The sequence below is a fragment of the Heterorhizobium halophytocola genome, from assembly GCF_017873095.1.
Classification (GTDB): Bacteria; Pseudomonadota; Alphaproteobacteria; order Rhizobiales; family Rhizobiaceae; genus Allorhizobium; species Allorhizobium halophytocola.
This window is the reverse complement of the sequence record NZ_JAGGJU010000013.1, coordinates 124,075-143,180: the sequence shown is the minus strand read 5'-3', so window position 1 is coordinate 143,180 and position 19,106 is coordinate 124,075. Positions and strand designations below refer to the sequence as shown.

General features: G+C 57.8%; 19 protein-coding genes and 1 pseudogene. 9 read left to right on the top strand and 11 right to left on the bottom strand.

Annotation, left to right across the window (positions count from 1 at the left end):
* Nucleotides 1-176: 176 nt before the first annotated feature.
* Together J2Z17_RS21415 and J2Z17_RS21410 are read left to right on the top strand one after the other, a co-directional pair.
* Entirely contained in the window at nt 177-863 is a 687-nt protein-coding gene (locus tag J2Z17_RS21415; protein ID WP_209948069.1) for a response regulator, read from the top strand.
* Nucleotides 863-2,143 (top strand): HAMP domain-containing sensor histidine kinase, encoded by a 1,281-nt coding sequence (locus J2Z17_RS21410; RefSeq protein WP_209948067.1) that lies wholly within the window; start codon nt 863-865, stop codon nt 2,141-2,143. The genes J2Z17_RS21415 and J2Z17_RS21410 overlap by 1 nt, the downstream gene beginning before the upstream one ends.
* Nucleotides 2,144-2,375: 232 nt before the next feature.
* On the opposite strand, the gene J2Z17_RS21405 is transcribed toward J2Z17_RS21410, so the two are convergent.
* The 4 genes from J2Z17_RS21405 to J2Z17_RS21390 form a co-directional block, all read right to left on the bottom strand.
* Nucleotides 2,376-3,089 carry an SDR family oxidoreductase gene (locus J2Z17_RS21405; protein ID WP_209948065.1) on the bottom strand — a complete coding sequence of 238 codons (714 nt, stop codon included), beginning with the start codon at nt 3,087-3,089 and terminating at the stop codon, nt 2,376-2,378.
* A gap of 58 nt (nt 3,090-3,147) precedes the next feature.
* Entirely contained in the window at nt 3,148-3,828 is a 681-nt protein-coding gene (locus tag J2Z17_RS21400; protein ID WP_209948063.1) for a peroxiredoxin-like family protein, read from the bottom strand.
* Between the two features lie 74 nt (nt 3,829-3,902).
* On the bottom strand, nt 3,903-4,673 hold the full coding sequence (locus tag J2Z17_RS21395) for an enoyl-CoA hydratase/isomerase family protein (RefSeq protein ID WP_209948061.1): 771 nt from the start codon (nt 4,671-4,673) through the stop codon (nt 3,903-3,905).
* Between the two features lie 57 nt (nt 4,674-4,730).
* Entirely contained in the window at nt 4,731-5,363 is a 633-nt protein-coding gene (locus J2Z17_RS21390; protein WP_209948059.1) for a glutathione S-transferase family protein, read from the bottom strand.
* Nucleotides 5,364-5,470: 107 nt separating this feature from the next.
* On the opposite strand from J2Z17_RS21390, the gene J2Z17_RS21385 reads away from it, so the two are divergent.
* A complete protein-coding gene (locus J2Z17_RS21385) occupies nt 5,471-6,346 on the top strand; it encodes a LysR family transcriptional regulator (RefSeq protein WP_209948057.1) in 876 nt (291 codons plus the stop codon).
* Nucleotides 6,347-6,415: 69 nt separating this feature from the next.
* On the opposite strand, the gene J2Z17_RS21380 is transcribed toward J2Z17_RS21385, so the two are convergent.
* The 3 genes from J2Z17_RS21380 to J2Z17_RS21370 form a co-directional block, all read right to left on the bottom strand.
* Nucleotides 6,416-6,604, bottom strand: a complete 189-nt coding sequence (locus J2Z17_RS21380) for a hypothetical protein (protein WP_209948055.1) — start codon at nt 6,602-6,604, stop codon at nt 6,416-6,418.
* 153 nt (nt 6,605-6,757) lie between these two features.
* Nucleotides 6,758-6,922, bottom strand: a complete 165-nt coding sequence (locus tag J2Z17_RS21375) for a hypothetical protein (RefSeq protein WP_209948053.1) — start codon at nt 6,920-6,922, stop codon at nt 6,758-6,760.
* A 130-nt stretch (nt 6,923-7,052) separates the two neighbouring features.
* Complete coding sequence (locus J2Z17_RS21370) at nt 7,053-7,292, bottom strand: helix-turn-helix domain-containing protein (RefSeq protein ID WP_209948051.1); 240 nt, start codon at nt 7,290-7,292, stop codon at nt 7,053-7,055.
* A 155-nt stretch (nt 7,293-7,447) separates the two neighbouring features.
* Between J2Z17_RS21370 and J2Z17_RS21365 the strand changes: the two genes are divergently transcribed.
* The 6 genes and pseudogenes from J2Z17_RS21365 to J2Z17_RS21345 all read left to right on the top strand — a co-directional run bounded on the left by J2Z17_RS21365 (nt 7,448) and on the right by J2Z17_RS21345 (nt 14,053).
* Nucleotides 7,448-7,867: an MbcA/ParS/Xre antitoxin family protein gene (locus J2Z17_RS21365; RefSeq protein ID WP_245224258.1), complete on the top strand. Its 420-nt coding sequence runs from the start codon at nt 7,448-7,450 to the stop codon at nt 7,865-7,867.
* Nucleotides 7,868-7,914: 47 nt separating this feature from the next.
* A complete protein-coding gene (locus J2Z17_RS21360) occupies nt 7,915-8,568 on the top strand; it encodes an RES family NAD+ phosphorylase (protein WP_209948049.1) in 654 nt (217 codons plus the stop codon).
* A 35-nt stretch (nt 8,569-8,603) separates the two neighbouring features.
* Nucleotides 8,604-8,843 (top strand): annotated as a pseudogene (locus tag J2Z17_RS25325) (MFS transporter); the annotation flags it as partial.
* A gap of 28 nt (nt 8,844-8,871) precedes the next feature.
* Nucleotides 8,872-10,116, top strand: a complete 1,245-nt coding sequence (locus tag J2Z17_RS21355) for an arsenic transporter (RefSeq protein ID WP_209948047.1) — start codon at nt 8,872-8,874, stop codon at nt 10,114-10,116.
* Between the two features lie 686 nt (nt 10,117-10,802).
* Nucleotides 10,803-11,510, top strand: a complete 708-nt coding sequence (locus tag J2Z17_RS21350) for a YoaK family protein (protein WP_209948045.1) — start codon at nt 10,803-10,805, stop codon at nt 11,508-11,510.
* Nucleotides 11,511-12,217: 707 nt separating this feature from the next.
* The gene (locus J2Z17_RS21345) at nt 12,218-14,053 is read left to right on the top strand and encodes a methyl-accepting chemotaxis protein (protein WP_209948043.1); all 1,836 of its coding nucleotides are present in this window, start codon (nt 12,218-12,220) and stop codon (nt 14,051-14,053) included.
* 309 nt (nt 14,054-14,362) lie between these two features.
* Here J2Z17_RS21345 and J2Z17_RS21340 read toward each other — a convergent pair whose 3' ends face one another.
* The 4 genes from J2Z17_RS21340 to J2Z17_RS21325 all read right to left on the bottom strand — a co-directional run bounded on the left by J2Z17_RS21340 (nt 14,363) and on the right by J2Z17_RS21325 (nt 19,097).
* Nucleotides 14,363-15,613: an MFS transporter gene (locus J2Z17_RS21340; RefSeq protein WP_209948040.1), complete on the bottom strand. Its 1,251-nt coding sequence runs from the start codon at nt 15,611-15,613 to the stop codon at nt 14,363-14,365.
* A gap of 1,690 nt (nt 15,614-17,303) precedes the next feature.
* Complete coding sequence (locus J2Z17_RS21335; protein ID WP_209948038.1) at nt 17,304-18,452, bottom strand: tyrosine-type recombinase/integrase; 1,149 nt, start codon at nt 18,450-18,452, stop codon at nt 17,304-17,306.
* A complete protein-coding gene (locus J2Z17_RS21330) occupies nt 18,442-18,858 on the bottom strand; it encodes a type II toxin-antitoxin system VapC family toxin (RefSeq protein ID WP_209948036.1) in 417 nt (138 codons plus the stop codon). Before J2Z17_RS21330 ends, J2Z17_RS21335 begins: the two co-directional genes overlap by 11 nt.
* Complete coding sequence (locus tag J2Z17_RS21325; RefSeq protein WP_209948034.1) at nt 18,858-19,097, bottom strand: type II toxin-antitoxin system Phd/YefM family antitoxin; 240 nt, start codon at nt 19,095-19,097, stop codon at nt 18,858-18,860. Before J2Z17_RS21325 ends, J2Z17_RS21330 begins: the two co-directional genes overlap by 1 nt.
* Nucleotides 19,098-19,106 lie beyond the last annotated feature (9 nt).

Sequence of the window (19,106 nt, the reverse complement as noted above, 5' to 3'; positions counted from 1 at the left end):
CCTTTATCATTGGAAAAAACGGGATTGACTGCACACCAAGGGTCCAACTTTTCACTGTAGGACCTTGATAAACGAGCGAGCGTTAACCGCTGTTAAGAATAGGTTAAACTGCGTAAAACCGCTGTGGCAGACCGGTCATCGGTGTAATGCTGCCTGCAATTCAAACGAGAACTCAAATGCCAAAAGTCCTGCTCATCGACGACGATGTCGAACTGACTTCCTTGCTCAGCGAATATCTGGTGGAAGAGGGGTTCGAGGTCGAGAGTTCGGACGATGCGCGCGCCGGAATTGTCCAGATAGCGGATGCCGGGGTTGATATCATCATACTCGACGTCATGATGCCAAGAATGAACGGCATCGACGCCCTTCAGCGTATTCGCAGACGCAGCGAAGTCCCCATCATCATGCTGACCGCCAAGGGTGATGACGTGGATCGCATTTCGGGTCTCAATCTTGGAGCGGACGACTATATCGCCAAACCGTGTTCGCCAGGAGAACTCGTCGCGAGGATCAGGGCAGTCCTGCGTCGCGCGGGCAAACCAGGTGCAGGCGAGGTGGACAATCTGAGGGCGGGCGAACTGGCGCTCCATTCTGGGACGCGCACCGCCAAGCTTTACGATACACCGGTGGAACTGACCGGGACGGAATACAGCATCCTGGAAATTCTGGTTCGTAATGCTGGACAGTTGGTGTCGAAGCAGGAGATTTCCCGACACGTTTTCGGCCGGGGTCTTGCCCCTTACGATCGTCGCATCGACGTTCATATCAGCAGCGTTCGGCAGAAGCTGGGAAGTCGGACCGACGGCACGACATGGATCAAGTCTGTGCGCGGCCAAGGCTACCAGCTACTCCAGGAAACCTGATGCACAAGCTCTTCCTTAAGGCCTTCTTTGTCACCTGGCTCGCCATGTCGGTCTCTATAGGTTTTGTTCTCGGAGTCGCCACGCTCACCAGCCGATTACCGTCTCTAACCGATCTGAATGAACGCGAGGCGAAGCTCGTGCTTTCATCGGCGAGCGAACTCCTGCGCAAGCATGGTCTCTCAGCAGCGCAAACCTTCACAAACTCTCTCGACAGGACGTCTTCTAGCGCAGAGCTGAACATCGCACGCGTCCCGGTCACCGTTGACTGCGTTGAGGACCTGAACGATCGCTGGAGCCGGATCGTCGTTAGCAGGGGGGACTGCTACAGGCTCTCCGCGAAACCAGCAGACAGCAGTATGGCCAACTGGTTCTTCCCTCGAACGCTGCCATGGCTCTCCGCCCTTTTGGCAGCAGTGGGGGCCGCGCTCTGGCTGGCGCGATATCTGACCGAACCGGTGCAGCTGCTGAAGGACGGCCTTCGCGCACTGGCCCAGGGTCAATTCTCCGTGCGCATCGGCCAGCGAATTGGACAGAAGAGTGACGAGGTTGCGGCTCTTGCCCACGATTTCGACCGCACTGCCGCGCGTCTGGAGGAGTTCCACGATGTGCAGCGGCGTCTTTTTCATGATGTCTCCCATGAATTGCGCTCTCCACTCTCGCGCATGCAGGCTGCGATCGGCCTGTTGAGAATGAACCCGGCCCGGATGGGGGCCATGGTAGAGCGATTGGAACGGGAAATCGCGCGAATCGATGATCTCGTCGATGAAATCCTGACACTGGCTCGGCTGAACGCCGGTGTTCCAGGCGTCCTTCAGTTTCAGACGGTCGACCTTGTCGATCTGATCATGGAGATTATCGAAAACAGCGAATTCGAAAGCGCCTCAAAAAACATCTCCATCGAATATGCCGGACTTTCTTCTTATGTGATGACGGTCAACGGAGAACTGATTTATCGCGCGGTCGAAAACGTTGTCCGCAATGCGCTGAAATATTGCCCCGAGCGGGCGTCCGTTAGAGTCTCGACCTCCAGCCAGGAAGAACGTTTCGCTATTACCATCGAAGACGATGGCCCCGGCGTTCCGGAAGACATGTTGGAGCACATCTTCAGACCCTTTGAGCGCGCTGGTGCCAAAACAGATGTACCCACAGGTTTCGGCCTCGGCCTTTCCATCACCAAACGGGCGATCCATGTTCACGGCGGCGACGTCGAGGCGCGAGTGAACGCAGCTGGGGGCTTGGCCGTGCGATTGTTGATCCCGGTTGTTCAGAAAAGGACCTAAGGGCTTTCACAGGAAAGGATGTCAGGCGCAAAGGAACCAAGGCCCTTCGGGTAAAGAATATCGCATCTCTTGCGTCCTGACATGTGACTGTGGACAAGTTTGCACTTTGTGCCCGAAGCGGGACGGCGATGTCACGCGAGGCGTGATCCTGAACACATATACCGTCCGTATACCTCTCGTGGTGCCGATGTCTGAAACGGATACGGCATGGGCGATAAGCAGGCTCAAGAAGCTACAGTAAAGACTTCCCGATCGAAGCGCCTCCATCAACGTGCAGGGTTTGCCCGGTGATGAAGGCGGCATCGTCCGAGAGCAGGAATTGGATCGCGGCGGCAAGCTCATCGGGTTGGCCGAAGCGCTGCATAGGAACGCCGGACAGGTAGCGCGCCTCGCCCTGGCTGCCGATTGGATTGTTCGCCCGGAATAGGTCCGTTTCGGTGGGACCCGGAGCGACGGCGTTGACCGTTATCCCGGTCGGCGCGAGTTCCAGGGCCCAGCTTCGGGTAAAGCTGACGAGCGCGGCCTTGGCGGCGGCATAGCTTGTCCGCTCAACGCTGCCGAGAACGGTGAGACTGGAGATGTTGACGATACGTCCCCAGCGGCGTGCGCGCATGCCGGGCAATGCCGCCTGAACGGCCATCAGGGCGGGATTCAGATTAACGCGCATTACCTCCTCGAGCGTTTCGATGGCGATGTTACCGAGCGAGGCTGCCCTGACCAGTCCGACATTGTTGACCACGCCATCGACATTGCTGTCCTTGACGATCGCTGCCAGTTGTTCATTGCCGGCGCGCTCGGAAAGATCGAGTGTGTGGAGCGGGCCCGGAAAGGCGTCTGTCGGGTTGCGGGCAATGCCGATGACGGTGTGTTCGCGGGCGGCAAGGCGCTGCGCCAGGGCAAGACCGATACCCTTGCTGGCGCCGGTGATCAGGAATGTTCTCTTCATCGGAAAAAACCTCCGGCCCCGCCTCTTAACGAAGCAGGGCCCTTAGGGGTTGAGTGGCTCACACGGCGTCGCGGCGGCTTGCGGCGAGCTTGAGCGCCGGCAGCATGTCTTCCGGTTCCGGACGATGGGTATAATCCGGGTTTACTTCGGCGTAGAGGATCACACCATCCTGTCCGACGACGTAGCGGGCTGGCATCGGCAGGGTCCAGCTCCGATCGCCGTTGAAGGCCGGAAGGTCGTTCTTGAGCGATTTATAAAGGTCGACCAAATAATCCTGCATCTCAAAGCGCAGGCCGAAGGTGGCTGCGACATTGTTCATAGGATCCGACAGGATCGGGAAGGACAGGTTGTTCTGCCGGATAGACTTGCGGCTATTGACCGGGTTCTGCGGCGAGATCGCCACCAAGGTCGCACCAAGTTCCCGGAATTTCGGCAGCGCTTCCTCAAGGGCCTGAAGTTCCATGTTGCAATAGGGACACCAGACGCCGCGGTAGAAGCTGATTACCAGCGGGCCGTGTGCCAGAAGATCGGCGGACGAAACCGTCTTGCCGTCAGGATCAAACAGCGTGAATTCCGGCAGGCGGTCACCGGCCTTCAGCGCCTTATGGGCGGCACCCGAGGCAATCAGCTCGGCAGTGGCGCGGCGCATGGTTCCGATGACGGAATAGGGCACGTTGTAGGGCGGCTTGCCGGCTTCGAAATCAGCCTTGAAGGCATCGAGTTTGGATTGGAGTGTCATGGTTTTGCTCTTCTAATCTGAATGGGGGACGTACCGGGCTTCACGCTGAAGCCCGGTGATGTATGGGGGAGCGATCAGCCATTGGCATCCATTGAGCGGGCCACTTCGGCGGCGCTGATGCCTTCGAGCGCCAGGCCGTAACCGGCGCCTTCGTCGACGATACGACGCAGCTTCTGTGTGAGCGCAATGCGGGTATAGCGGCTGGTGAGCGGCGGAAGCGCTGCGATACCCTCGGCGATCTCGTGGGCGCGAGCGAGCAGCTTGTCGGACGCGACGATCTCGTTGACGACGCCCCAGTCCTGGGCGGTCTTGGCATCCAGCACCTGGCGGGTCAGGATGAAGTAGCGGCCGCGCACGCTACCGATCACTTCCGGCCAGAGCAGGTTGACGCCATCGCCCGGCACGATGCCGAAGTCGAAATGCGGCTTGTCCTGGAAGATCGTCTCCGGGGTTGCAAGGATGATGTCGGTCAGCAGCGCATATTCAGAGTGCAGGAGAATCGGGCCGTTGAGCGCCGTGATCATCGGCACTTCGACATCGAGAATGTTCATGAGGACTTTCTTGCCCTCGCGCAGAATCTTGTCGTAGCCGAACGGCGAGAAGAAATCGAAGCCTTCCGGACTGATCGCATCCATGAAGGCGTCGCCCGAGCCGGTCAGGATGACGACGCGGTTGTCAGCGTCGGAGCCGACCTGATGGAAAAGGTCGACGAATTGCTCATGGGTATGGCCGTTGAAGACGAGCTTGCCGCCTTCAGTGTGGAAGGCGATTTCGAGTACGCCGCTTGGCGAACGGGTCAGGCGGGCATTCGGGAAGCTGTTCTTGTAGGTATCAAAACGAGACATGGGGGTATTCCTTTTTTCTTGGTGTTGTGCGGTGGGGCTGAAGAGAAGGCGATTGGGTCAGGCCGCGGAGGTCGGGGCTTCGAGCAACGCCTCGACGCGGGTGATGGCGCGCTGGACGGCAAGGCGCCCTGCCACGGTGTCATACCAGCGGGAGAGGTTCGGGCGGTTCTCCAGCGTCAGGCCGGGGAATTGCCGGCGCCACAGCCAGCCGAAATGAGCAATGTCGGCGATGGTAAAGGCATCGCCCGCGATGAACGGATGACCGGCAAGCTTGCCATCGAGGAGGCTGAGGATGCGTTCGGCTTCTGTGGTGAAGCGTGCTTCGGCAATCGGCTGCGGTTCCGGTGAGGACCGCTTGAAGAAGCCGGCATTGCCGAAGGCGGGGCTTAAGCCAGAAGCGTGGAAGAAGAGTTGCTCGAAGACGCGGGCACGGGCCTCGCCGTCCCTCGGCAGCAGCTTGCCGGTCTTCTCCGCCAGATAGATGAGGATCGCGGCGCTCTCGGTCAGAACCAAGCCGTCGTCCACCAGGACGGGCACCTTGCCATTCGGATTGAGCGCGAGATAGGCAGCATCTTTCTGTTCGCCCTTGCGGATATCGACCGGCTTCAACGTGTAGGCAAGACCGAGTTCCTCAAGTGCGATCGTTACCTTCACGCTGTTGGGGGTGGCAAAGGCGTAAATGTCAATCATCTTCATCTCCGTCGGTTCGTGGTCGTTGGAGAGAGTTTTGTCTATTCCTCGCGGCTTGCGGCAGGCAGCTTGTGGCGATAAAACTTATTCCAGATGGGAATAGCTAAATGGACAGACTGCAAGCAATGACCGCCTTCGTGCGGGTAGTGGATACGGGATCCTTTTCGGCGGCGGCGCGACGGATCGGCGTCGGTCAGCCGGCAATTTCGAAGACGATCGCGCAGCTGGAAGACCGGTTGCAAGTCCGTTTGCTGATCCGGTCGACCCACGGCCTGACGCCGACCGATGCCGGGATACGCTTCTACGAGCGCGCGAAGCTGGCAATCCATGAGGCGGATGAGGCGGAGTTGCAAGCAAAGGGCGCGGGCGCTGGTCTAGCGGGCTGTCTGCGGGTCTGTGCAGCGACCACATTTGCGCGGATCATGGTCCTTCCTCACCTGCCGCAATTCATGGCAAGGCATCCGGACCTCGAGGTCGATGTTATTCTGGACGACCGTGTTATTGATTTGGTGTCCGAGGGCATCGACGTCGCCTTGCGCATGGGCGAGCTTGCAGACTCCTCCGCCATCGCGCGCAAGATTGCCACCGGACGTCGTTCTGTGATCGCGACACCAGCCTATCTGGAAGAACATGGCGTCCCGCAGGTGCCTGCGGACCTCGCAGCGCATCAGGCGCTGGTCTATACCCAGCTCGGCAACAGCTGGACCTTCCACAGACAGGGCACAGAAGCTTCGGTCGCCGTTGCAGGACGAGTTCGCTTTACTGCCGCCGAGGGCATCCGCGCAGCAGTAAAAGCCGACATGGGACTGGCAGTGACATCGGACTGGATGTTCTGGCCCGAACTTCAAAGTGGTGAAGTGCTACGTGTACTCGAAGACTGGAAACTTCCGGAACTTGAGCTGTGGGCGGTCTTTCCGACAGGTCGTCTGGCTAGCGCCAAAGCCCGGGCATTTGCCGATTTCGTGCAGCGGATTGTCGGATGAGATGGCGACGCAAAGCCGAAACTTCGTCCCTCATTGGCCGATTGTTGTCGTTGCGTGTGTCGATCGACTTCACTGCCTCGTTAACGCGTAAGAGTCGAGGTAGCCGCATTCAATGCAGCGAAAGGTCTTTATGGTGTAAATTGCCTTGCCACTGAGGCGCAGGCCGGAAAGGAATGCTTTTTCAGGCGCACCTGCTACCCAAGTCGTTGATGACAGCAGGCCGCCATCCCCCCTTTCAAGCAGGAAACCTTCGTCCATGTCTGCGTTGCACTTGCTGCAATTATAGCCCATATCCTTGACCTTCTGAAGGTGTGTTGCGCTCCTGCATGGGCAACGTCACTTTTCCATTCTTATCGCAAAGGTCCTGTCACGAGAATGTAAGCGGGAAATCATTCGTCGCGTCAGTGCTGATCATTTGAAGCGGTCTTCAAAATTTATAGCTGTCGCTGCCTCGCCGTTATCATCATCATCGACATGACCCGCCGCTGTCGGAAAAGTGACGCCCGTCATTTGCTCCGAGATCTGCCAAAGCTTGGCTGCAGCTGCCTCACAAGGGGCATTCAGCAATGCCTTCAAGCGGGCGACCGGTCTTTCGCTCTCCCTGTGGCGCGAGCGACGGGTGCGAGACGACGCCGCCTGAAATCAGCTTTCCACCGCGCATGTTCGATCGCCGAGGACGTCGGCGTTTCAAAGGCTAAATCCGGGCTCAAGCCGCATATTCGGAGACGGCGGCCCTGGCATCCCGCAGGGACATACCGAAGAGGTCCTTGAAGGACTTGCAAGACGTGCGCGAGCGCCAGCCGCATTCCTCAGCGATGATGTTGATCGGACGATCCGTCTGCATGACCTCTGCACGGATCCGAAACAGGCGCCAGCGTGTCACATACTCCATTGGCGTCAGCCCCGTCCGCTGGCGAAACCTGTCGGCAAAAGATGAGCGCGACATACGCAGAACTAGCGGCGTTTGCGCTCTTCGTCCCCCTCGGTCCGTCTCAACTAATACGGCCGACCGCCTTGAGCCCGTGCATCCCGGGGGGCGCGCCAGGTTTAGGTATGGACATTTGTCTCCTTTTCGCCAATATGTGGACAAAGGAGTTCGCTATGCTCAATGTTGTGAAAACTCAGGATTGGGAGATGCCGGTCGATCCGGGCACCAATTACAGCGAAGACGAAATACGCGCGATGCAGCGCACAGTGATGAACATTTTCGCCAAATGGGGCGTCTCCGACGTGGACGCTGCGACAATTCTTGGAGGAATTTCGGCGAAGACCTATCGCCGCTGGAAAGCCGAAGATTATGGCCGCGTGACGCGTGATTTGGCTGATCGAATGTCCAATATTCTTGGAATCCACAAAGCCCTTCGAATTATTTTTTCTGAGCCGACCACCGGCTACTCCTGGATCGGCGCTGAGAACACCAGTTTCGGAGGGCGTTCAGCACTGGATGTCATGAAAAGAGGCGGAATGGACGACATACTGCGGATCCGGCGCTATCTCGATTCAGTTCGTCGCGGTTGGTGAGTATCGTAGTCAGTCGGGTCACTTGGCCGCAAACTCATCGGCTGGTTATGTCGCACTTTCCGCCGATCGATCTATTCGACGATGTGGCGGATCCTCGCGACTGGGAGGCACTAGCGCTTGCCCAAGCGAGAACAAATCCGCGTACTTATGAACAGATCGGCGACCTCTCGCCAGTTCCGCGCGAGCGAAGACTGTCTGGCGACGGCGCGTCTTGGGTGATGGCGGCCTTCACCCACATATCAGTCGATCGAGCTTCTCGTTTCAGTGACGGGACCTACGGAGTGTACTACGCCGGACGAGTGTTGGAGAGCGCATTTCGGGAGCACACGTTCCATATGGCGCGTTTCTACGCCGCCAGCCGCACGGCGCCAGGCTGGGTATCTCAAGTCCGCCAGTTGATCGGTTCGGTCAACAGCGATCTGGTCGACGTTCGCGAGGGTGACCACGTCGAAATTCTTGATGCGGACTTGGCCAGTTATCCGGCAGCACAGGCGTTTGCAAGACGGATGAAGGACGAGGGTATGAACGGCCTCGTATATCCAAGCCAACGGCACAACGGCGAAGAGTGCATTGCGGCTTTCTATCCGGATGTCGTGACGCCACCCCGACAAGGAGACCACTTCCGGTATCATTGGAATGGTCGCCAAGTTGACTTCGTCCAGAAGATCACAGGAGAACGGACCGTCTTTGACCTCAACTGATACTAAGAGGCGAGCCTCCGATCATTTCATCGCTGACGGGGCACTTCAATGTCGGCCTTGCTGCGGTGATGACGGTGCAGGGCATCGGCGCGTCCACTAGCAATGTGGTTGCTGGCTGGCTAACAGACGTTGGCGGTTACAGCCTGGCTTACTGGGTGCATGGCTTTGTTGCAATCTTGGCGATTGCAGCGTTTCTACCCGGTCGCCAAAGCATCGCGCCCGTATCGGCAGGAGAAGGGAAGCAGGCATCGAGCCTTGAATGTGCGGCCCGATAGCGTACTGGGCGTAAGGAGATGCGGCTACATGAGTACGATAACAGTCACCTGGGCAATTTCGGCGTTGGCGGTACTAGGCGTCGTGACGCGGCCTTGTGGTTGGCCGGAAGCAATTTGGGCAGTTGTGGGCGCAATCTTGCTGATCGCGATCGGCGCTATCGGCTTCGCCGATGCTTTGGCCGGCGTTGCAAAAGGGTTCGATGTCTATCTTTTTCTGCTCGGCATGATGATGCTGTCGGAGCTCGCGAGGCAAGAGGGCTTGTTCGATTGGCTTGCATCGATTGCGACGCACCATGCGGGCGGATCGCCGCGGCGACTGTTTTCCCTGATCTATATGACCGGCGTTGCTACCACGGTGTTTCTCTCAAATGACGCGACAGCGGTCGTCTTAACGCCGGCTGTCTATGCCGCCTGTCGTGCCGCGCAAGTCAAGGATCCCCTGCCCTATTTGCTGATATGCGTCTTCATAGCCAACGCGGCTAGCTTCGCTTTGCCGATTTCAAACCCGGCAAACCTCGTCATCTTCGGTGATCGCCACATGCCCACGCTGGTACCTTGGCTCAAGGCTTTCACCCTTCCGTCACTGGCAGCTGTTGGCGTTACGTTTCTTACTCTCTTATGGACGCAACGCTCTGCCCTTGCCGCCGACCAAGTTGTCGTGACCCAGCCGACCAGTCTCCCTGCAAGTGCGCGCTTGACCGGAAGCGCATTGATCATCACAGCCATTATCATGTTGGGATCGTCTGCGCTTGGCTTCGATCTCGGGATACCGACTTTCGCAGCCGCCGTGATATCGACGTCGATTATTCTATTTCTTCAGAGAAAGCCTCCGTTTGCTCTGTTGAAGAACATTTCCTGGAGTGTTTTGCCACTGGTCGCCGGCTTGTTCGTCCTGGTCCAGGCATTGGAAGCAACGGGGCTCATCAACGTACTGTCATCGCAATTGAAAGAGCTCACCTCATGGTCCACTACGCTCGGTCCGACAATGGCTGGAGCAAGCATTGCGCTGGCGTCCAACCTCGTCAACAATCTGCCAGCCGGATTAATCGCAGGCGGAGCGGTACATACCGCTCAAGCGAGTGAGAAGATGGCCCGCGCCATCCTCATCGGGGTGGATCTCGGCCCCAACCTTTCCGTTACCGGATCGCTGGCAACCATACTATGGCTCAATGCGCTTCGCCGGGAGGGCCTAGACATGACAGCCTTGGCATTTCTCAAACTGGGCGTTATCGTCATGACGCCAGCACTTCTGGTTGCCTTGTCAGTCATGTAGTGAGACCACTTGCGATCCCCGCATAATTGCTGCCACGTCAAAGGGTCATCGTCCTACTTAGGAGCCGGCACATGTCCAGTACATCACGTGTGCTATCCGCGTATACGTGTACCGCCTGCAATGGAGCGCACTGGTAAAAATCGCAGGCGCGGCCCTGTTGAATCGAGAAGGCGCAGCCGGTCCAGTACGGGCGAAGAATGTAGCGACAGGTCTGTTGCAGACACGCCGCGGCCGACCCGCCTCCCCTGCCTGCAAGGGGATCCCTGAGCATTGGATATCTCGAAATCTCAAGAGGCTACGACCAGGAGCTTTGTCAAGACGTGGCGCTATCAACGGCTCGCTTGGCGCAGTGTCATGATTTCTAATCCTTCTGTGGTAACGGCTATCACAACACCGGTGTCTGAGCGGCTGCCGCCCCTTCGTTCTACATTGCAAACATGATGACGCCACAGCCCGAACAACGCCATAACCCTCCAGACCCCGACGACGATAGCCGTCCTCCTCGCACCTGGTTGCTCTGGCTTCTTTCGCTTCTGCTGCTTGCTGCGGTATTGACCTGCATCATCTACCCGTTCCAATCTCCGTAGCGACCCACCCGTGATTGCCATAGCGTGCGAAGCTCAAAGTCAGCAATATCCCATCCGTTCACGCTCGTCGCCGAGCGCTTAAGCAGCAGAGGAAGGTCTATGCTTATTCGAGAAGGCTCTGAACGAACGCTTCAGGTCGACCTGTCCCTGGCCACGGTGCTGGCATTTCTGGCAGGCGGTGTGAACAGTGCAGGCTTCGTCGCTTATGGATACTTTTCTGCTAACATGACGGGGAATGTATCGACATCAGCAGAAATGGCCTCGGTGATGATGTTGACGGCCGCCGGTGCATTTTTGATCATCGTCGTCATGTTCATGCTCGGAGCGTTTCTGGCATCTCTCTTCATCGAAGCCGGTAAGCGGCTAGAGCTTAAAAAGATATATGCGGTCGCCCTTTCTATCGAGGCAGTGTTGTTGATCGCAACGGGGATGGCGGTGGCACTTTCGGCGAATGCCGCTCACGGTGTCCTCGTAGTCGGAACGCTCTCATTTGCAATGGGCATTCAAAACGCTGCGTCAACGAGGCTATCGGGCAGCAGAGTGCGGACCACCCACGTTTCCGGCGTTGCTACAGATCTCGGGATTGGCCTGGGTCAGTTATTATCATCGAACGATCAAAAACAGAGATCGATATCGCTAAGTCGTCTGCGTCTTAACCTCGCAACGCTCCTGTCCTTCGCACTCGGAGGTGTCGCAGGCGTTCTGTCCTATCAGACTTTCCAAAGTTATGCCTTTAGCCTGTTTGGATTGCTTTTGCTTTTCTTGAGTGCACGCTATGTGTTTACGCCTTCCAGGATGGAAGGATGAGGCAAAATTGCCGGCTGACCGATCAGACATCAGCGGCACTCATGCCGCGGTGGACGATCCCTTTCTATCGGATACCATCTCAAACTGGCGGAGGCTCGACAGGTTCCACTACAGCATTCGAATAAGGAGCCGCAGGCCTTTTGCAGAAACGCAAGGGACATGCTGACGACGTCGAAAACGCGAACAAGACGATGGATGCGCGCGCCCGCAGCGCCAGTTCGCCACAGCGAGAATGCAGGTAAACTCGGAGAACAGTGGGCTGAAGACCCATGCCTTCTCATCTCGCTGCAGCGTTATTTCGGTGCGAATGCGCCGGATCGAGGCGTTCCAGCAGCGGGATAACAGCGCAGCACCAGCAGATGGCAGTGCCCGATGAAAGTCTAACGCTGCGCCTTGGGAGTGCGGGGAGATCTGACTATAAAAATTCACGATACGTGTAGTGTGCTATGTCGCGCGGCCATCTGCGGAATTACAACCTTAGCATTCTCCTGCTGCATCAACGCAAGGATAGATATTCTGAAATTGTTAGATAATTATCTCCGTCGCAGACATTTTTAGCCATTTGTTTCCATTCGCAAGAGATAGTGAAATGCGAATGGACTACGCAAAAGGCAATGATCGCCGGCGCCCATCGACCTCCGGCTCGCGTCCCATGACAGGCCCGCAGCTTTCCCCGATACATTCACGTTCTGCTCAAAGGCCCGTCGATGAAAAACTTGAAAATCTCACGCCAGCTGTTTCTGCTGGTGATGGCCCTGGTCGTCGGTACGGCCGGGCTGGTCTATTATCAGATCCAGATGGCAACCACCGCCATCTATGCAGAGCGCTACGGCATGCTGCGCACCCAGGTCGAATCCGCGCTTTCGATCATGCAATCCTATTACGATCGTCAACTGTCCGGCGAACTGACAGAAGAACAAGCCAAAGCCCAAGCATTCCGCGAGATCACGACGATCAAATACAATCCGGATGGATATATCTTTGCCTACGACTATGACATCGTCATGCGCATCCACCCGGTCGCCAGTAAAATCGGCGAAAACGGCAAGGGCAAGGGTGACCAGACGGGGCATCTGTACCGCGACGAAATGGTCGCAACCGGTAAGGCCGGCGGCGGCATTATCGATTACTACAGCACGGTTAAGCCGGGCGAACCGGCCGGAAATTACTTGAAAAGCTCTTATGCCAAGGCATTTGATCCTTGGGGACTGGTTCTTGCAACCGGTGTCTACGTCGATGACTTGCAGGCTCAGATTCGCAGCATGGTATTGAAGGCTGTCGGGATCGGCGCCAGCGTCCTGCTTTTGGTGCTCGCTGCCGCATGGTACATCATCCGCGGCATTACCAAGCCGCTGGCGGCCATTCATCAGTCCCTCGAAGCTGTCGCCGACGAGGATGTTTCATTGAAGATCCCCCATACCGACATGGGCAATGAAGTCGGCATGATGGCCAAAGCCACTGAGGCCCTGCAGGAAAAGGTACGCGAGCGCCATGCGATGGTGGCCCGGCAGGAAGAGCAACAGCATCAGCTTGATGCAGAGCGACAGACGAATGCCGATATGCAGCGTAATGAGGCCGAAGAACAGGCTCGCGTCGTCAGCACAATCGGCACAACACTGGAATACCTCGCCAAGGGTGATTTGACTATCCGTTGCGACGATCTCGGCGCCAAATATGCCGCGCTTCGAAGCAATTTCAACGACGCCATCGACCATCTCGAAGCGGCGATGGCCAAAGTAAATTCCAAGGGCATCGACATCGGTGGCTCGAAGGACGAAATTCGCCGCGCCTCCAACGAACTCTCCCAGCGCACCGAACGGCAAGCTGCCAGTCTTGAGGAAACCTCCGCGGCGCTCGACGAGCTTACCGTCGCTGTCCGCCAGACCGCAGACGGCGCTCAGGAAGCCGCCAAGCGCGTGACGTCGGTTGCCAGCGAAGCCAGCAAGTCCGACGGCATCGTCAGCCAAGCGATCGATGCCATGAGCGGTATCGAGCAATCGTCCACGCAGATCGCTAATATTATCGGCGTGATCGAGGACATCGCCTTCCAGACTAATCTTCTCGCACTAAACGCCGGTGTGGAGGCCGCCCGCGCAGGTGAAAGCGGCAAGGGCTTCGCCGTCGTTGCGCAGGAAGTACGTGAACTCGCCCAGCGATCTGCGTCTGCAGCAAAAGAGATCAAGGAGCAGATCGCCACTTCCTCCGGTCAGGTGGACAATGGGGTTCAGTTGGTCGGCCAGGCCGGCGAGGCACTGAAGCGGATATCCGATCAGATCAAGGCGGCGAGCGACATCGTCACAAAGATCGCCCATTCGGCTACCGAACAGGACACGACATTGCGATCCATCGCTTCGTCGATGAATCAGCTGGACACTGCCACCCAGCAGAACGCCGCAATGGCTGAGGAGACGACAGCCTCGGCCGAAGTCTTGGCAACCGACACGGAAGAGCTGCTTATGCTGATCCGTGGCTTCAAGGTGTCAAACGCCAGTTCCAACAACGCTTTGCATGGCATGGCCCAGCAGATGCGCATGGCGAGTTGAGCTAGCTTGTCAAAGACTGCAGTATGACAAGAACATGCAATTTGGCGCGGCCGATGGCCGCGCCTGCGTGAGTCGACATGGAGACGGTGTTTATCAGGATAATTTAATACTTCTCAAATGAGGCGTAACTGCTGCTGCAACACCCCTCTTGCCACGTAAACGCAATTACAGCGATAGCAACGCTGCAGAAGAGCGCCGCATTGATCGGCAATTGCGCGCGTGGCATCGCCCACCGCTCCGGACACTGGCATCATTAAACTCCTTCAGACCGCGCACGACTCCGCTGATAAGAACGTTTTGTTTGAGATGTCAGCCGCGTTCATTTTCCGCCTGTTCGACTGCCCAGGCGCTTGCAGCTTCGATTGCAACCGGCGTCGATGTCGGAATAACACCGAGGTAACTCTCCGTTTGGCTAGCGGGAAGACCGGGCCGCTGCGTCATACGATACAGCGCATAGAGAGCGATCGCGCCAAACGTAGTGCTGAGAACCAGCCAAAAGGCGAAGGGGCCCGCCCATTCCATTGCCCAACCGGTGACAAGCGGACCTATGATGGCGCCGAGCCCAAAAGTGAAGACGAGACCGCCCGATGCGGCCGGCATGTCTTCCGACGAGAGGAAATCATTCGTGTAGGCTAAAAAGAGCGCATAGAGAGGGGTTGTCATTCCGCCGGCGACAAAGGCCGATGCCATCAGCGGCCACAGTCCTTCCCCGGATATCCAGCCGCAAAGGCATGACGCAGCTCCGATAAGCGACGCTGCGAAGATCAATTTACGGCGATCCACGCGATCCGAGATCCAGCCTATTGGATATTGAAGAACGAGGGCGCCGGCGAACAGCATCGCCACAAACAGAGAAATCTGATCGGCCGTCATCCCTATTAGCGTGCCGAAGACGGCTCCCATTCCTGATTGCGTCGCATAGACGCTTCCCAGAAGGAATATCCCTATAGTGCCGAGAGGCGATTGGCGAAACAGATCGATCAAAGGCATTGGTCGTGTGACCTCTGTCTGCGGGGTCGGCGCAACGGTCAGCAGAATGGGCGCGAAAGAAATAGAGACCAGGATCGACGCTCCGATAAAAAGCACCGAAGTCTGCGCATCGCCAAGTGTCAGCAGCCCTTGCGCCCCGATGATGCCGAGTGTCTGGGCGATCATATAGGCAGACAGCACTTTTCCGCGTGTCTCGTTTGTCGCTGCATCGTTGAGCCAGCTTTCTGCCGTGACGTAGACGCCCGACATGCAGAACCCAACGAGAATTCGCAGCAGTGTCCATGCCCACGGCTCGGCGAGGAGGGGAAAGGTGATCAGTGCAGCTGACATAAAGCTGCCGAGGGCCGCGAAAACGCGCACATGGCCGACATTGCGTATCAAAGACGGAGTGAAACGCGCACCGGAAAGAAAACCGACAAAATAGCCGGATGTGACAACGGCAAGTGCCGTCGCAGAAAACCCCTCCAACCCGCCGCGCAAGCCGATGAGGGTAAAATGCATGCCGTTACCCAACATGATAAGAACGATGCCGACCAGAAGAGCCCAGATACTTGATAAGACTTTCAACATGGCCCACAACCTCGACCGTCTCCGATCGCCCATGTTGCACATCCACTTGAGTGCAAAGTATCTCATTTGCGTAAGAAACATGGCGGATACGCGATCTTTTCCGCGTTTCAGATGCAATTGAAGACGTCTGGTCCCGCCATACACCCTAGCGCCGTTCCGCCGCCGACAGATCATGAAAGCCAATGACCCTCTGTCGACCTGCTGTAGCTTCTCCGCGGAGCCAAGATATCCTTTTCGCGCTTGCCTCCAAGCAGAGCATCGCTGGCTTGAACTAGGCATAGGGGCCTCTCCCGCTAGCTATTTTATCCGCCGACCGAAGGCATAGGCGCAGCTAGTCTTAATCTTTGCCGCGTAACCGAGGGCTCACCTCCCGGGACAATGTGGAGAAACGCTCAAGCGGAACCTCTATAGCCCTTCCCTGTAGACCGTCATTCAGAGCGCCCTTCAGCTATTCGTTAGACCGCCAGAATCGTAGGCGCTCCCTACTGCATGGATCGCGAAATTTCCCATGATGCGGTGCTCGAGGTCGATCAAAAGCTCTATAACAATTCCCATCGAGCAGGTCTTGTCAGCAAAAGCCTGACAGCTGTCAGGTCCTCTCAACGAGACGTGCTCTCGATTTGTGGTTGCCGCTGACCCGTCTCATTACAAGCCGAGTTCCGGCCCTGTCGCGAATAATTATGCCGCGATGACGTTACCTTGCCACTCCGACCCACCCCGACTTGCCACATATGAATACCCCTGCCCGCTTCACGCTGAGATCAGGGCATGGTCGTTTGGCGGCTGACGCCCCCACCCACTAAGGCTCACTGGCCCTCGCGCCACTTTGGAAACGACCAAGCTATCGAGACCCTACCTTCGCCCGGATCGTTCCCAATATACATTTCGCGAACAATAAAGCCGGTCTATGCCGGCCGATCTCCAATTCACCACCTCGGATCGCCCTTGCCATAGCGGGTGCGGCCGGCTTCGCCGGTCGGCCTGGAGCGCTGAAGCAGTATCACCTTAATCTCAGAAAATCTGACAGCTGTCAGGTTTTCTACAGAAGGCAGAAGCCTCCCCTGCCCTACCAAGCTTGAATGGTCGGGTCTCACCTTACTCCTGGATGATTGCAATAGCCCCGACTAAACCCTGACAGCTGTCAGGCTTTGGCTCTTCAGTTTTAGAAAGTTAGTTCAACGAACCGCGAGGCTCCATGGCGAAGTTGAAACTCGTTCAGTCGCCCGTTGATGGATTTCGGATCAAGGGGCTCCTGAGAAACACTTGCCCAACGATCGACTTTCCGAACAATGCTGCGCCCTCAATTTCCCCCGCCTCTAGCCAGGCACCCATCGGGTGGCCGGTGAAATACGCGACTGCGTCACGATCAGGACTGGAGGTCATGTGGGTCCGAGAAGGAATGGGAAGGCCGCCATCAACGGGTACAGGTGCCTCAACCGACAGCTGCTCGCGGCTCAAACCGACAATCTCGCTGGGATAGCGATCGCCCGATAGTCGCGGTAGGTGATCCGGACCTGCTCAGACCTTACGGAACACAATTGCCCGTAATTAAGCAGATCGAGTTATAGAAGTTTTCATGAAAAGCCGCGGAGCGAGACCACCCAATACCGACCGGCTTACTCAGCAACGACGACTTGACATGCTGCTGCTCTATACGGTGAATAACAGCCAAGAGGTTCGCTCGAACACCCTATAGCAAGCGCGCTGCACGTCCGCTTCGCCGTGTTGCGCTGTTATAGTATTCCGAGGCTTGTTGCACGGATCGATGGCGCGATTGCTCCATGGCCTCTGGGAGCGGGATCCCGAGATTTGCTGCCTCAGTCAGATACCCCGATCGCAGCCCGTGCGCCGAATACTCCCGCGCATCGAGCCCCGCCATCGCCGCCCGCTGCTTGACGATATCATTGATCGCTTTTGGATCCAGGGCTCGACTGGAGATGTTGCCCCAGCGATCGATCTTGCGAAACAGCGACCCTTGGGTGATCCGGGCTGCCTCGATCCAGGCATTCAGCGCATCCACCGGCCGCCCCGTGAGATACACGACCTCGTCGTGATCGGCGGCGGAGGTCTTCGTCCGGCCGAGATGAATTGCGAGAGAGGGGAGGTGGGAGCCGCCTTCGACTGCAATCGGCGGCTCGACTGTCAGTTGCTCCCAACGCAAACCGGCGATCTCGCTGCGGCGGCGACCGCCGGACGCGAAAGCGACCATCAGGATCGCCCTGTCACGGACGTCGCGCAGGCTATCGGCCCTGCAGGTCGCCAGCAACTTGGCCAGCACCTCACCCGTGACCGCCTTTGCGCTCTTGCGTTTGCGCGGCCGCGGTATGGCACGGACAGCAAGGCGGATTGCAGACTTCAGGGCAGGGGAGGGGAAGGCACCAGCCAGACCCCGCCATTTCGTCAACGTCGACCAGGTGGCGAGACGCCGGCGGACGGTATCAGGCGCATGCGGACCGCTGGATTTCAGAAAACCTTGGCTGCGAAGGCTTTGTTCGACCTCTGCCGGCATGCCGTGGTCCGGATCGGTCAGACGCCTTTCTGAATCCCACAGGTGGTGCGCCACAAATTTCAGGAGCAGGGCTTCGGGGGCGGGCCAGAGAAGGGAGCGCCCGGTTGCCGCCACCGACCAGGCCTGCAGATAGGCGAGATCCGAGGTAAGGGCGCGAAGTGTGTTGGGACCCATGCCCTCGTTGACGAGATGCCGCAGTGTCTCGATGTCCTGGTCGGATAAAAGCTCGGCAAGCTCGTCACGCCGCTCCATCGGCAGGACGGCGGCGATCGTGTCGAGTTCGTGGGCACGACGATCGACCCGGTCGCCGGCGGGCCGCTTAGTCCCCATGAGCGAATGGTCCGAGAACGGTAACACCTTCCTTGCGAGCGGCAGCGGTCAGTTTGCGGTCGAGTGTGGCGAGTGGAGCCTCGCGATTGAGGGAGAGTGCCAGGTAGGTGGCGTCATAGGCACTGAGGCCGTGATTGGCGGCGAGCAGCAGGACATAACCGTCGCCGCCAATGCCGGCATCATCGAGCGGCAGCCGGCGCAGCCGCTCCATATTGACCAGCGCGCTGCCAGCAGAGATGCGCCCGCGACGCTCGGCCATGGCGAGGATGTTTCTAATCTCAAAGAAAAACAACGATGGAATGGGGCAGGGAGCGTCGATCGTCGCAATCACCGCGTCGGCTGCATCGGAAAACTCTTCTGGCAGCAGCCAGGCGGCCGCCATCGAGGCGTCAATGACAAAGGTCATCAGCGGCGACCTTCGTCTCGCCACGAGAGGATTTCATTATGCCTGGAAGCGGCCGCCTTCTGACGCGCAACGCGGACTTCCGCGAGCAGCAATTGCAAGTCGGTTTCCTTGCGCATGCGGGTCACATGGGCGATGGGATCATTTCCGCGGGCGATAACAAAATCCTCGCCGGCCTCGACGCGGGCGAGCAAGTCGGACAGATGCGTTTTTGCTTCGGAAATCTTCACTGTGGTCGTCATCGCGCACCT